General features: G+C 60.2%; 14 protein-coding genes. 10 read left to right on the forward strand and 4 right to left on the reverse strand.

Annotated features, from left to right (window positions below):
* Positions 1-28 precede the first annotated feature (28 nt).
* From BLQ41_RS06415 to BLQ41_RS06425, 3 genes are all read left to right on the forward strand, one after another.
* Positions 29-694: a fumarylacetoacetate hydrolase family protein gene (locus BLQ41_RS06415; RefSeq protein ID WP_090178432.1), complete on the forward strand. Its 666-nt coding sequence runs from the start codon at positions 29-31 to the stop codon at positions 692-694.
* A gap of 191 nt (positions 695-885) precedes the next feature.
* On the forward strand, positions 886-1812 hold the full coding sequence (locus BLQ41_RS06420) for an SdiA-regulated domain-containing protein (RefSeq protein WP_090178434.1): 927 nt from the start codon (positions 886-888) through the stop codon (positions 1810-1812).
* A 103-nt stretch (positions 1813-1915) separates the two neighbouring features.
* Entirely contained in the window at positions 1916-2833 is a 918-nt protein-coding gene (locus BLQ41_RS06425; RefSeq protein WP_090178439.1) for an SdiA-regulated domain-containing protein, read from the forward strand.
* A gap of 144 nt (positions 2834-2977) precedes the next feature.
* Here BLQ41_RS06425 and rpiA read toward each other — a convergent pair whose 3' ends face one another.
* A complete protein-coding gene (gene rpiA / locus BLQ41_RS06430; RefSeq protein WP_090188399.1) occupies positions 2978-3652 on the reverse strand; it encodes a ribose-5-phosphate isomerase RpiA in 675 nt (224 codons plus the stop codon).
* A 145-nt stretch (positions 3653-3797) separates the two neighbouring features.
* Between rpiA and ilvA the strand changes: the two genes are divergently transcribed.
* Positions 3798-5312, forward strand: a complete 1515-nt coding sequence (gene ilvA, locus BLQ41_RS06435) for a threonine ammonia-lyase, biosynthetic (RefSeq protein ID WP_090178442.1) — start codon at positions 3798-3800, stop codon at positions 5310-5312.
* A gap of 39 nt (positions 5313-5351) precedes the next feature.
* Positions 5352-5777 carry a DUF2269 domain-containing protein gene (locus BLQ41_RS06440; RefSeq protein ID WP_090178445.1) on the forward strand — a complete coding sequence of 142 codons (426 nt, stop codon included), beginning with the start codon at positions 5352-5354 and terminating at the stop codon, positions 5775-5777.
* Between the two features lie 104 nt (positions 5778-5881).
* Here BLQ41_RS06440 and BLQ41_RS06445 read toward each other — a convergent pair whose 3' ends face one another.
* Complete coding sequence (locus tag BLQ41_RS06445; protein WP_090178450.1) at positions 5882-6538, reverse strand: histidinol-phosphatase; 657 nt, start codon at positions 6536-6538, stop codon at positions 5882-5884.
* 143 nt (positions 6539-6681) lie between these two features.
* Between BLQ41_RS06445 and BLQ41_RS06450 the strand changes: the two genes are divergently transcribed.
* Positions 6682-7161: an RNA pyrophosphohydrolase gene (locus BLQ41_RS06450; RefSeq protein ID WP_007945562.1), complete on the forward strand. Its 480-nt coding sequence runs from the start codon at positions 6682-6684 to the stop codon at positions 7159-7161.
* 22 nt (positions 7162-7183) lie between these two features.
* Positions 7184-9463, forward strand: coding sequence for a phosphoenolpyruvate--protein phosphotransferase (gene ptsP, locus BLQ41_RS06455; RefSeq protein ID WP_090178454.1), 2280 nt, complete (start codon positions 7184-7186; stop codon positions 9461-9463).
* Between the two features lie 104 nt (positions 9464-9567).
* Here the strand turns inward: ptsP and BLQ41_RS06460 are convergent, their stop codons facing one another.
* Positions 9568-10314: an NRDE family protein gene (locus BLQ41_RS06460; protein WP_090178458.1), complete on the reverse strand. Its 747-nt coding sequence runs from the start codon at positions 10312-10314 to the stop codon at positions 9568-9570.
* A 133-nt stretch (positions 10315-10447) separates the two neighbouring features.
* Here BLQ41_RS06460 and BLQ41_RS06465 point away from each other — a divergent pair, with 133 nt between their 5' ends.
* From BLQ41_RS06465 to BLQ41_RS06475, 3 genes are all read left to right on the forward strand, one after another.
* A complete protein-coding gene (locus BLQ41_RS06465; RefSeq protein ID WP_090178461.1) occupies positions 10448-11230 on the forward strand; it encodes a sulfite exporter TauE/SafE family protein in 783 nt (260 codons plus the stop codon).
* Positions 11231-11313: 83 nt separating this feature from the next.
* The gene (gene lgt / locus BLQ41_RS06470; protein WP_090178463.1) at positions 11314-12126 is read left to right on the forward strand and encodes a prolipoprotein diacylglyceryl transferase; all 813 of its coding nucleotides are present in this window, start codon (positions 11314-11316) and stop codon (positions 12124-12126) included.
* Between the two features lie 47 nt (positions 12127-12173).
* A complete protein-coding gene (locus BLQ41_RS06475) occupies positions 12174-13145 on the forward strand; it encodes a thymidylate synthase (protein ID WP_090178466.1) in 972 nt (323 codons plus the stop codon).
* Between the two features lie 62 nt (positions 13146-13207).
* Here BLQ41_RS06475 and cadR read toward each other — a convergent pair whose 3' ends face one another.
* Positions 13208-13657, reverse strand: coding sequence for a Cd(II)/Pb(II)-responsive transcriptional regulator (cadR, locus tag BLQ41_RS06480; RefSeq protein WP_090178469.1), 450 nt, complete (start codon positions 13655-13657; stop codon positions 13208-13210).
* Between the last annotated feature and the right edge of the window lie 54 nt (positions 13658-13711).

Raw genomic sequence — 13711 nt, forward strand, 5'->3', positions numbered from 1 at the left:
TTAAGAGCCACGAACCAGGAGTCGGTCAATGAGCTATCAGCACCAGTATGTCGACGGCACGCGAATTCATTTCCCTGTGGGGAAAGTGGTGTGCATCGGCCGCAACTACGCCGAACACGCCAAGGAACTGGATAACCCGGTGCCTACCGAGCCGCTGCTGTTCATCAAGCCGGGCAGTTGCGTGGTGCCGCTGGAAGGCAGTTTCAGCATTCCGACCGAGCGCGGTTCGGTGCATTACGAAGCGGAAATTGCCGTGTTGATCGGCAAGCCTTTGTCGACCAAGCCAAGCCGTGAAGAAGTGCTGGATGCGATTTCCGGTTTTGCCCCGGCCCTGGACCTGACCCTGCGCGACAAGCAGGCCGAGCTGAAATCCAAAGGCTTGCCATGGGAAATCGCCAAGTCCTTCGACGGTGCGGCAGTGATTGCGCCGTTCGTGGCCGGCAGCACTTTTGCCGACCTGACCGACATCGGCATCCGCCTGACCATCAATGGCGAAGTGCGCCAGGATGGCAACAGCAAAGACATGCTCAACCCGATCGTGCCGATGATCCAGTACATGGCCGGCTGCTTCTCGCTGCAGGCCGGTGATGTGATCCTGACCGGCACGCCGGTGGGCGTGGGTCCGCTGAATGTCGGTGATGACATCGTGCTGGAATTGCCAGGCGCCAGCCGCTTCACCAGCAGCGTGCGCTAACTGAAACACCGCAAAACCCTTGTGGGAGCGAGCCCGCTCCCACATTTGTTTTTGTAGGCGACCCCCGTTGGGTCATCCCGCTATTTACCGTTTTTTTCACATCGTCTCTGGATAATTCCGCGGGTCCTGGCCTACCAGCCAGCCCCACTTGTGCTATTACCTTTAGCCTGAATTTCTGGAACGCACCCCGAATGGCCACCCAACCGCTGCCCACGTTCAAAACTGCCCGTCGCTCACGGTTCGCCTTGCGTTGGTATACCTGGCTGCTCCTGGTGGCGGCCATCGCATACGGCGTCGCCTTTGCGATGCATTGGGATGATCGCGGCGTGCTCTGGGTGAAAGAGCAATTCAAGAGCCCGGCCGAGCGTCAGGCCAGTGTCTGGCTCCCGGATTACCGGGCGGTGATCGACGGCAAATTGCTGCCGGGTATGGAAAAGGACGAAGCCTCGGACCTGGCCTACGACCCACAGACCAAGACTCTGTTTTCGGTCATGGGCAAAAATCCGTTCCTCGTCGAGCTGACCTTGCAAGGCGACGTGCTGCGCAAAATGCCCTTGGTGGGCTGGAGCAACCCGGAAGGCGTCACCGTGCTGGGCAATGGCCTGCTGGCGATTGTCGATGAGCGCTCGCATTTGGTCACCATCGTCAAGGTCGATGCCGACACCCGTGAATTGAACATCGCCAATTTTGCGAAGTACGATCTTGGGCCTTCGAAAGACCAGAACAAGGCTTTTGAAGGTGTCACCTGGGATTCGCAAAACCAGCAGCTGCTGCTGGGCGAAGAGCGTCCGCCGGCATTGTTTGCCTGGAAAGGTGACGGCCGAGTCCTTACCGGTGACAAGCTGAAGCTGGCCAGCCATGCGCTGGACATGCGCAACCTGTCGGCCTTGGCCATCGACCCGCGCACCGGCCACATGTTGGTGCTGTCCGCGGACTCTCACTTGCTGATGGAACTGGACAAAAAGGGCGAGCAAGTCAGTTTCATTGCCCTGTTGGGCGGCTTCAACGGCCTGAAGAACACCATTCCGCGTGCCGAAGGCGTGACCATGGACGAGGCGGGCAACTTGTACATGGTGAGTGAGCCGAACCTGTTCTACCGCTTCGAAAAGAAGAAATAATCGCCGCAAACCCGCTGTTGTGGTCGCAAGCTACTGGCCATTAAGCTTGAGTTCATACAGGCGTGATATTTCATCCGCCTGTTTGTTTTCGAGCTTCCCCTGAATGCGCCGATTTGTCCGTCCCAAACCCCTCATTCTGATTCTCACAGGCATTGCACTGATCGTTCTGGTAGCGGTCGGCCAATACATGCGCCTGTTCGAGCGGGCCTGGTTCAACGTGAGCACGCTATGGCAGCCGCTGAGCAGCGAGTCCATCGGCCTGGCTCAATACCGGGTAGAGGTCGAGGCCCGGGTGATCGAAGGGCTGGACGACGATGTGTCGGCGCTGACCTACGATCCGGTGCGCAAAAGCCTGTTCACGGTCACCAATAAAAACTCCGAAATGATCGAGCTGTCGCTGGATGGGCGGATCATCCGGCGCATTGCGCTGATCGGCTTCGGCGATCCGGAGGCGGTGGAGTTCATCAGCGCCGACACCTACGTGATCACCGACGAGAGCCAGCAACGGCTGATCAAGGTTCACCTTGAGCAGGACACGGCGTTCCTCGATGCGGCGGATGCCGAGCAGATGACCCTCGGCGTGCACATGGGCAGCAACAAGGGCTTCGAAGGCCTGGCCTACGACTCGGTGGGCAAGCGCCTGTTTGTGGCCAAGGAGCGCGATCCGATGCTGATCTATGAGGTGCAGGGCTTCCCCCATTACAACCCGGAGAAATCCTACGCGGTGCACGTGGTCAACAACCCCAAGCGTGATGCCGGAATGTTCGTGCGAGACCTGTCGAGCCTGCAATACGACGAGCGCAGCGGCCATTTGCTGGCGCTGTCCGACGAGTCGCGATTGATTCTGGAGCTGGATGTCGATGGGCGACCGCTCAGCACCCTGTCCCTGAGCAGGGGGCGTCAGGGGCTGCAAAAGTCAGTGCCGCAAGCGGAGGGCATCGCCATGGACGACGACGGCAACCTGTACCTGGTGAGCGAGCCAAACCTGTTCTACGTCTTCAAGAAACCACCGCAGAACTAACCAACACCCCAAAACAACTGTGGGAGCGGGCTTGCCCGCGATAAGGCCGTGTCAGTCGATAAAGATAGTGACTGATAGACCGCCATCGCGGGCAAGCCCGCTCCCACAGGTAATTCATTCGCCCATAAGTCCAGGCGATTTCACTTACTTGGCGCGCAGGGTTTTAACGCCTTCGCTGGTGCCCAGCAGCAGCAGATCCGCCGGACGTGCCGCGAACAAGCCGTTGGTGACCACGCCAACAATGGCGTTGATCTGCTTCTCCAGCTCTACCGGGTTGGTGATCTGCATGTTGAAGACGTCGAGGATGATGTTGCCGTTGTCCGTCAGGACGCCTTCACGGTAAACCGGGTCGCCGCCCAGTTTCACCAGTTCGCGGGCCACGTGGCTGCGGGCCATCGGGATCACTTCGACCGGCAGCGGGAACGCGCCGAGTACCGGCACCAGTTTGCTGGCGTCGGCGATGCAGATAAAGGTCTTGGCCACGGCGGCCACAATCTTCTCGCGGGTCAGGGCGGCGCCGCCACCCTTGATCAGGTGCAAGTGCTCGTCGCTTTCATCGGCGCCGTCGACGTAGAACTCCAGGTCGCTGACAGTGTTCAGCTCATACACCGGAATCCCGTGGCCCTTGAGGCGGGCAGCGGTGGCTTCGGAACTGGCAACGGCGCCATCGAACGCGCCCTTGTGCTGGGCCAGGGCATCGATGAAGCAGTTGGCGGTGGAGCCGGTGCCGACCCCGACGATGCTCTTGTCGTCGAGTTTCGGGAGGATGAAGTCGACGGCGGCCTGAGCCACTGCCTGTTTGAGTTGATCCTGGGTCATGCGGGCTCCGAAGCGGGCAAGGGGGAACGGAAAGGCCAGCATTATAGCCCCTTACCCGGCTAAAACCTCTTGATTCGTATGGTCGCCCGGCCGAAAGGCGGGTTAGACTCCTTGGCCTTGCCCAACCGCTCAGTGATGCTTTCCGATGCTCGAACAGTACGTCAAAAAGATCCTCACCTCGCGCGTTTATGACGTTGCCGTAGAAACCCCATTGCAGACTGCCCGTCAGCTCTCCGAGCGGCTGGGCAACAGTGTCTGGCTCAAGCGCGAAGACTTGCAGCCGGTGTTCTCGTTCAAGATTCGCGGCGCTTACAACAAGCTCACGCAACTGACCGATGAAGAACGCGCACGCGGCGTGGTCACCGCCTCGGCGGGCAATCACGCGCAAGGCCTGGCCCTGGCGGCGAAAGTGTTGGGCGTGAAAGCCACCATCGTGATGCCCAAGACCACCCCGGAAATCAAAGTCGAAGGTGTGCGCTCCCGTGGCGGCAAAGTGGTGCTGCACGGGGATTCGTTCCCCGAAGCCCTGGCCTACTCGCTGAAACTGGTCGACGAAAAAGGCTACGTCTACATCCACCCGTATGACGATCCCCACACCATCGCCGGGCAAGGCACGGTGGCAATGGAGATTCTTCGTCAGCACCCGGGGCGTCTGGACGCGATTTTCGTTCCGGTCGGCGGCGGCGGCCTGATCGCCGGCATCGCGGCGTATGTGAAATACCTGCGCCCGGAGATCAAGATCATCGGTGTCGAGCCGGACGACTCCAACTGCCTGCAAGCCGCCATGGCGGCCGGCGAGCGCGTGATTCTGCCGACCGTGGGTATCTTTGCCGATGGCGTTGCAGTGGCCCAGATCGGTCAGCACACCTTCGATATCTGCAAAGATTATGTCGATGATGTCATCACCGTCAGTACCGACGAGATCTGCGCGGCAATCAAGGATATCTACGACGATACTCGCTCGATCACTGAACCTGCCGGCGCGTTGGGCGTGGCGGGGATCAAGAAGTACGTCGAGCTCAATGGTGTCACCGGGCAGACTTTCGTGGCTATCGACTCGGGCGCCAACGTCAACTTCGACCGCTTGCGCCATGTCGCCGAGCGCGCCGAACTGGGCGAGGGGCGTGAAGCCATCATCGCCGTGACCATCCCCGAGAAGCCGGGCAGCTTCAAGGCGTTCTGCGAAGCGATCGGCAAGCGCCAGATCACCGAATTCAACTACCGCTACAACACCGGCAGCGAAGCGCACATCTTTGTTGGCGTGCAGACGCATCCGGAAACCGACCCGCGCAGCGCGCTGATCGCCAGCCTCGGCGAGCAGGGTTTCCCGGTACTGGACCTGACCGACAACGAACTGGCCAAACTGCACATTCGCCACATGGTCGGCGGTCGTGCGGCCCACGTGGTCGATGAAGTGATTCTGCGTTTCGAATTCCCGGAGCGTCCGGGTGCGCTGTTCAACTTCCTCAACAAGCTGGGCGGGCGCTGGAACATCTCGATGTTCCACTACCGCAACCACGGCGCGGCGGATGGCCGTGTGGTCGCGGGTCTGCAAGTGCCGCACGATGAGCGTCACTTGGTGCCGGCAGCGCTTGAGGAAATCGGCTACCCGTACTGGGACGAAAGCGACAACCCGGCCTATCAGCTGTTTCTCGGCTGAGCGGCTACGCTGATGGGCAGCCCATAAGGAAATCGAACAATGGAAACGTTAACCGCCCTGAAAGTGGCTCACATCGTGGCAACAGTCGTTTTGCTGCTGTGTGCATTGGGCATGGGGATCTGGGTCTGGCGCACGCGGCGTAATGGCGATCCGACGGCTCCCGCGCGCACATTGCAGCGGCCGCGAGTGCTTATCTGGCTGCTGATGGGGCTGGCATTGCTGAGCATGCCGGTCACGGGATGGTGGATGGTGCATCTGGTGGGCTGGCCGTTGGGGCAGACCTGGTTGCTGGCGTCCAGCGTGCTCTACACCGTGGCGGCCTTGGGCTGGTTCTGGCTGCTGGTGCGGCTTAACAAGCTGCGCAAGGCGCCGGGCGGTAATGGCAAGTTCACTTTCGCCCTCGCGCTGTTCAGCTTTGTCTGTTTGATCGCTATTGCCGGATTGATGGGCGCCAAGCCGGTTTAAGGCTTGGGACCGCATCGACCCAATCGCGAGCAGGCTCGCTCCCACGGGGGATTTGTGGAGTTCACAGATTTCGTGTGGGAGCGGGCTTGCCCGCGATGGCGATATCAGTCGCGCAGAGTAATCACCGGCCAGCCACGCTTCTGGGCTTCAGCGCGCAGATTAGGATCAGGATCGACTGCCACCGGATTCGCCACCTCCTCCAGAAGTGACAAATCATTCATCGAGTCGCTGTAGAAGTAGCTGTCTTCCAGCGAATGCCCAGTCTCTTCCAGCCAGCGATTGAGCCGCGTCACCTTGCCTTCGCGAAAGCACGGAACATCGGTGCTGCGCCCGGTATACCGTCCGTCGACCATTTCGCATTCCGTTGCGATCAAGGTTTCGACGCCCAGTCGTTGGGCAATCGGCCCGGTCACAAAACGGTTGGTGGCCGTGATGATCACCAGTTTGTCGCCGGCCTCACGGTGTTTATCCAGCAGCTCGATGGCCTTGGGCAGCACGATCGGTTCGATGCAATCGCGCATGTAATCCAGGTGCCATTGGTCCAGCGTGGTCATCTCGGTGCGGCCGAGGACCTCCAGGCAGAAGTTCAGGTAAGCGTCGTTGTCCAGCTTGCCGGCCAGGTAATCCTGGTAGAACTCGTCATTGCGAGCCTTGTAGGCCACGGCGTCGAGAAAGCCGCGCTCGCACAGGTAATCGCCCCAGGCGTGGTCGCTGTCGCCGCCCAGAAGGGTGTTGTCCAAGTCGAATAAAGCCAGGCGCATTGCAGTTACTCGCTGAAAAGTCTGTAGAAAGGTGCCCAGAATACGGACTTTTCACAAGAGTGCACATAAGCTCGGTCGGCTCGTTGCTGCCTTCACAACCTTTGTGGAACAATGCGGCGACATGCGTTTGCGAGGTTGTTGCCGTGATCGACCCCGATGGTTTCCGCCCCAATGTCGGGATCATTCTCACGAATGATGCCGGACAGGTGCTATGGGCTCGCCGTATCAATCAAGATGCCTGGCAGTTTCCACAGGGTGGGATCAACCCTCAGGAGACGCCGGAAGACGCCTTGTACCGCGAGTTGAACGAAGAAGTGGGGCTTGAGCGCGAAGATGTTGAAATTCTCGCCTGCACCCGGGGCTGGTTGCGCTATCGTTTGCCGCAACGTCTGGTCAGGACGCACAGCCAACCGCTGTGCATCGGCCAGAAACAGAAATGGTTTCTCCTGCGCCTGATCTCCAACGAGCAGCGGGTGCGGATGGATTTGACCGGTAAACCGGAATTCGATGGCTGGCGCTGGGTCAGCTATTGGTATCCGTTGGGCCAGGTGGTGACATTCAAGCGCGAGGTGTATCGACGCGCTCTCAAAGAGCTTGCCCCGCGCCTTTTAACGCGCGACTGACGACGGAGTTCGACCCCGAGCCATGCTCAATACGCTGCGCAAGATCGTCCAGGAAGTTAACTCCGCCAAGGATCTCAAGGCGGCGTTGGGCATTATTGTATTGCGCGTCAAAGAGGCCATGGGCAGCCAGGTCTGCTCGGTCTACCTGCTTGACCCTGAGACCAACCGCTTCGTGCTGATGGCCACCGAGGGCTTGAACAAGCGCTCGATCGGCAAAGTCAGCATGGCACCCAACGAAGGTCTGGTCGGCCTGGTCGGCACGCGTGAAGAACCCCTGAACCTCGAAAACGCCGCGGATCACCCGCGCTACCGTTACTTCGCCGAGACCGGTGAAGAGCGCTACGCCTCATTCCTCGGGGCGCCGATTATCCACCACCGCCGCGTCGTCGGCGTGTTGGTCATTCAGCAAAAGGAACGCCGCCAGTTCGATGAGGGTGAAGAAGCCTTCCTCGTGACCATGAGCGCGCAGCTCGCTGGTGTAATCGCCCATGCCGAGGCCACCGGTTCGATCCGTGGCCTGGGCCGTCAGGGCAAAGGCATACAGGAAGCCAAGTTCATCGGCGTGCCGGGTTCGCCGGGTGCGGCGGTCGGTACCGCGGTGGTCATGCTGCCGCCAGCTGATCTGGATGTGGTGCCGGACAAGACCATTACCGACATCGCCGCCGAACTGGCGTTGTTCAAGACCGCCATCGAAGGCGTGCGCGCCGACATGCGAGCGTTGTCGGCCAAATTGGCCTCGCAGCTGCGTCCCGAAGAGCGGGCCTTGTTCGACGTATATTTGATGATGCTCGACGATGCCGCGTTGGGCAACGAAGTCACGACCGTGATCAAGACTGGCCAGTGGGCCCAGGGTGCGTTGCGCCAAGTCGTCACTGAGCACGTCAACCGTTTCGAATTGATGGACGACGCCTACCTGCGTGAGCGCGCCTCGGACGTCAAGGACCTTGGCCGGCGTTTGCTGGCGTATCTGCAGGAAGAGCGTCAGCAGAATCTGGTTTACCCGGAAAAAACCATTCTGGTCAGCGAAGAGCTGACGCCGGCAATGCTCGGCGAGGTGCCGGAAGGCACGCTGGTCGGTCTGGTCTCGGTCCTCGGCTCGGGTAACTCCCACGTCGCGATACTCGCCCGGGCGATGGGCATCCCGACGGTGATGGGTCTGGTCGACCTGCCGTACGCCAAGGTCGACGGCATCGAATTGATTGTCGATGGCACCCGCGGTGAGGTCTATACCAACCCAAGCGAAGTGTTGCGCAAGCAATTCGCCGAGGTGGTGGAAGAAGAGAAACAACTGGCGCTCGGTCTCGACACCCTGCGCGACCTGCCGTGCGTGACCCTCGATGGTCACCGCATGCCGCTGTGGGTCAACACCGGCCTGCTGGCGGACGTGGCACGGGCACAGAAGCGCGGCGCTGAAGGCGTCGGTCTGTACCGCACCGAAGTGCCGTTCATGATCAACCAGAGGTTCCCCAGCGAAAAGGAGCAGTTGGCGATCTACCGCGAGCAACTCGCCGCTTTCCACCCGCAACCGGTGACCATGCGCAGCCTGGACATCGGCGGTGACAAGTCGCTGTCGTACTTCCCGATCAAGGAAGACAACCCGTTCCTCGGCTGGCGCGGCATTCGCGTCACCCTCGACCACCCGGAAATCTTCCTGGTCCAGACCCGCGCGATGCTCAAGGCCAGCGAAGGCCTGAACAACCTGCGGATTCTGCTGCCGATGATCTCCGGCACCCACGAACTCGAAGAAGCCCTGCACCTGATTCACCGGGCCTGGGGCGAAGTCCGTGACGAAGGCACCGACGTGCCGATGCCGCCGATTGGCGTGATGATCGAGATTCCGGCGGCGGTGTACCAGACCAAGGAACTGGCGCGGCAAGTGGACTTCCTTTCCGTGGGCTCCAACGACCTCACCCAGTACTTGCTGGCGGTGGACCGTAACAACCCGCGAGTGGCCGACCTCTACGATTACTTGCACCCGGCAGTGCTTCAGGCGTTGCAGAACGTGGTGCGCGATGCCCACGCCGAAGGCAAGCCGGTGAGTATCTGCGGTGAGATGGCCGGTGATCCGGCGGCTGCCGTGTTGTTGATGGCGATGGGTTTCGACAGCCTGTCGATGAACGCCACCAACTTGCCGAAAGTGAAGTGGATGCTGCGTCAGATCAACCTGAGCAAGGCCAAGGAATTGCTGGCCGAGCTGATGACCATCGACAACCCGCAAGTTATCCACAGCTCGCTGCAACTGGCGCTGAAGAACCTCGGGTTGGCGCGGATGATCAATCCGGCTTCGGTCAAAACCCTTTAGAAGGCTGATAGCCCCATCGCGAGCAGGCTCGCTCCCACAATTGAAATGCATTCCAGTGTGGGAGCGAGCCTGCTCGCGATGGGGCCAGTCCAGACAACAACGATCTAAATCCTGATCTCCACTTCCCCCAAGTGTCCGCCATACGGCCCGAAACTCCTTTCGACCATATGTCGCGTCCCGTCCGCCTGGACTATCAACGCTGTACTCGCCCGCGTCCCATAAGTCGGGCTGGCAATAAACACACTCGACAACAACGTCTCAGTCGCCAAACCCACCCCGGTATCCGGCAAATCGGCAAAGGGCGCTGTCTGCGGGTCATTCAGCAAGGCCAACAAAGCCTGGGGCTGCGGATCATCCAGCACTGTCTCCAGTGCCGCTCGCGCCTTGAGCAATTTTGGCCACGGCGTATCCAGCCCGGCGTTCGACAACCCATAGACACCCGGTGGCAGCATCACCGCTTCAGTCTCCCGGGCATTGAAGTGCCACAACTCATTGGCGTTGCCGATCAGCAGGTTAAAACCGGCGTATTCCAGCGAACGTCTGACAACGTCGTCTAAGTAGTCGTCAATCGACAGTTCGCCCAACAGAAAACCCGCCACCAGCTCACCCCGGGATTTGCGCGAGGGCGGTTGATGCGGATCGCGAATATTGGTCAGCGCCGCGAACCGTCCATTGGCGCCGATGCCGAGCCAGGTACCGCCAGCCTCCAGGTCGCGACCTGCATAGACATGGGGCGCATGCGGCCATTGCGCCAGCGGCTGACTGGGCCGGGCATAGAATTCGTCGCGGTTGGCCGCGACGATCAGCGGCTGGGCGTGACCCGGCCGCCAGGCGAAAACAATCAGGCACATAAGGTGGTCCTTGTGTGTTTTTTGCTCACTTTACGCAGACATCTTGCTTCTATCCATCGCCATCCAGTGGAGCCTTGGCCCCTGCATCCGTTACCATGCCGCAGCTTTTTTTGAGAAGCACATAGGGAAGGTCATGGAATTTCTGCTCTATCTGGCGCTGGGCGCCTGCGCAGGCGTGCTGGCCGGGCTGTTCGGGGTTGGTGGCGGGATCATTATTGTCCCGGTGCTGGTGTTCAGTTTTACCCTGCAAGGCTTCGATCCATCGATCTTGACCCACCTGGCGGTCGGTACGTCCCTGGCCACGATTATCTTTACGTCGGTCAACGCGGTACGCGAACACCATCGTCGCGGGGCTGTGCGCTGGCCGATATTTGTCTGGCTGACCGTTGGTATTCTGATGGGGGCCGGTTTCGGCGCGCTGACGGCGGAAGCTATTTCCGGCCCGAACCTGCAAAAGATCATCGGCGTGTTCGCCCTGGTCATCGCCGCGCAACTGGCGCTGGATGTCAAACCCAAGGCCAGCCGAACGGTGCCGGGTAAAGTTGGTCTGACCGTGGCCGGCAGTGTGATTGGCTGGGCTTCGGCGATTTTCGGCATTGGCGGCGGCTCGCTGACCGTGCCGTTCCTGACCTGGCGCAGTGTGCCGATGCAGCAAGCCGTGGCGACGTCATCAGCCTGCGGGCTGCCGATTGCCCTGGCCAGTGCTTTAAGTTTCATGATTCTGGGGTGGCACGATCCGTTGCTGCCGGCCCATAGTCTCGGTTTCATTTATTTGCCGGCGTTGTTGGGGATTGCCCTGACCAGCATGTTCTTCGCCCGCATTGGCGCGCGACTGGCCCACAGGCTGTCGCCGAAGTTGCTGAAAAGACTGTTCGCCGCTTTGCTGTTCTGCGTGGGCCTGAATTTTCTGCTCTGAGCCTTACCGCAATCCTGGCTTAATCCTGGCGTGACAGCGTTGCCCGGGAATTTTGAAGGTTTCAACTCTAACAAGGAGTCGCAATGCTGCCTTACCCGCAGATCGACCCGGTGGCCCTGGCCATCGGTCCGCTGAAAATCCACTGGTACGGTTTGATGTACCTGATCGGCATTGGCGGTGCGTGGCTGCTGGCGTCACGCCGGCTCAACCGCTTCGACCCGACCTGGACCAAGGAAAAGCTTTCCGACATGGTCTTCTGGATGTCGATGGGCGTCATTGTCGGCGGCCGCCTCGGTTATGTGCTGTTCTACGATCTGCACGCTTATCTCGCCAACCCGACACTGATTTTTGAAGTGTGGAAGGGCGGCATGTCGTTCCACGGCGGGTTTATCGGCGTGATGCTGGCGGCGTTGTGGTTCGGGAGAAAGAACGGCAAGTCGTTCTTCCAGCTGATGGACTTTGTGGCGCCGATGGTGCCGATTGGCTTGGGTGCCGGGCGTATCGGCAACTTCATCAATGCCGAGTTGTGGGGCAAGCCGACCGACGTGCCGTGGGCGATGATCTTCCCGCCGTTCAGCGATCCGGCGCAGTTGCCGCGTCACCCGTCGCAGCTGTATCAATTCGCACTGGAGGGTGTGGCGCTGTTCCTGATTCTCTGGCTGTTCTCGCGCAAGCCGCGGCCGACCATGGCCGTGTCTGGGATGTTCGCGCTGTTTTACGGCATCTTCCGTTTCATCGTCGAATTCGTCCGCGTGCCGGATGCGCAACTGGGCTATCTGGCCTGGAACTGGCTGACCATGGGCCAGGTGCTCTGCGTTCCGATGATCGTCGCCGGGCTGTTCCTGATCTGGCTGGCCTATCATCGCGCCCCGGCGGCCCCAGCGGCGGCAGTATAAATTCGATCCCGGGGCTTTGGCCCCGGGTTCAAGGACACAGGTAACTCATGAAGCAATATCTCGAACTGGTCGCCCACGTCATCAAGAACGGCACCAAGCAGGCCAACCGCACTGGCGTAAACACCATCAGCTTCCCCGGCGCGATGTTGCGCTATGACCTGAAGGAAGGTTTCCCGGCGATCACCACCCGCAAGATGGCCTTCAAGTCGGCCATCGGCGAGATGTGTGGTTTCCTGCGTGGGGTGAACAACGCCGCCGAATTCCGTGCACTGGGCTGCAAGGTCTGGGATCAGAACGCCAACGAAAACGCCCAGTGGCTGGCCAACCCGTTCCGTCAGGGCGAGGATGACCTCGGCGAGATCTACGGCGTGCAATGGCGTAAATGGCCGGCGTACAAACAGATTCCGGTCAGCAATAAAGCCGCCATCGAGCAGACCCTGAGCCAGGGTTATCGTCAGATCGCTGAAGGCGAAGAAAACGGTCAAGCCTATGTGGTGCTGTACAAGGCCATCGACCAGATCCGCCAGTGCGTCGACACCATCATCAAGGACCCGGGCAGCCGGCGCATCCTGTTCCACGGCTGGAACGTTGCGCAGCTCGACGAAATGGCCCTGCCGCCGTGCCACTTGCTCTACCAGTTCCACCCGAATGTGGAGACCAAAGAGATCTCTTTGACGCTCTACATCCGCTCCAACGACCTGGGCCTTGGCACGCCGTTCAACCTCACCGAAGGCGCTGCGCTGTTGAGCCTGATCGGTCGCCTGACCGGTTACACGCCGCGCTGGTTCACCTATTTCATCGGTGATGCCCACGTCTACGAAAACCACCTGGACATGCTCAACGAACAGATCAAGCGCGAGCCGTTCCCGATGCCGAAACTGGTGATCAGCGATCGTGTGCCGGAATTTGCCGAGACCGGTGTTTATCAGCCGGAGTGGCTGGAGTTGATCGAACCGAGCGATTTCTCGCTTGAGGGTTATCAGCACCACGCCCCAATGACCGCGCCGATGGCGGTCTGAAGCCTCGTCCCGATCCCCTGTAGGAGCAGCCTTCGGCAGCTCCTACAGGGTGTGTGGTGTTCTTAGTGGCCGTGGCTGCGGCCCACATGGGAATGCTCTACGTCCGTCGACACAACCCCGCCACTCACCTCCAGCCGCTGCAAAATCCCGCACTGATCGATGTCCGGCCCTTCGCTACAGCGTTGGCGCAGGTCGAGCAATTGCGTCTGCAATGCCAACAACCCATCGATCCGCAACTTGACGTGATGAATGTGTTCATCGATCAGTGCGTTGACGTTTTCGCACTGATCCTGCGGGCTGTCGCGCAGGGCCAGCAGGCTGCGGATTTCTTCGAGGGTCATGTCGAGGGTGCGGCAATTGCGGATAAAGGTCAGGCGCTCGGCGTGGGCCTGGGTGTAGACGCGGTAGTTGCCATCGCTGCGGGCCGGCTCCGGCAGCAGGTTTTCCCGCTCGTAATAGCGGATGGTTTCGACAGCGCAGTCGGTCAGTTTGGCCAGTTCTCCGATCTTCATTGCGACAATCTCCAAAAGGTTGCTTGACCCTATAGTGGCTACAGGGTCTTTACT

The sequence above is a fragment of the Pseudomonas arsenicoxydans genome, from assembly GCF_900103875.1.
GTDB classification, from domain to species: Bacteria; Pseudomonadota; Gammaproteobacteria; order Pseudomonadales; family Pseudomonadaceae; genus Aquipseudomonas; species Aquipseudomonas arsenicoxydans.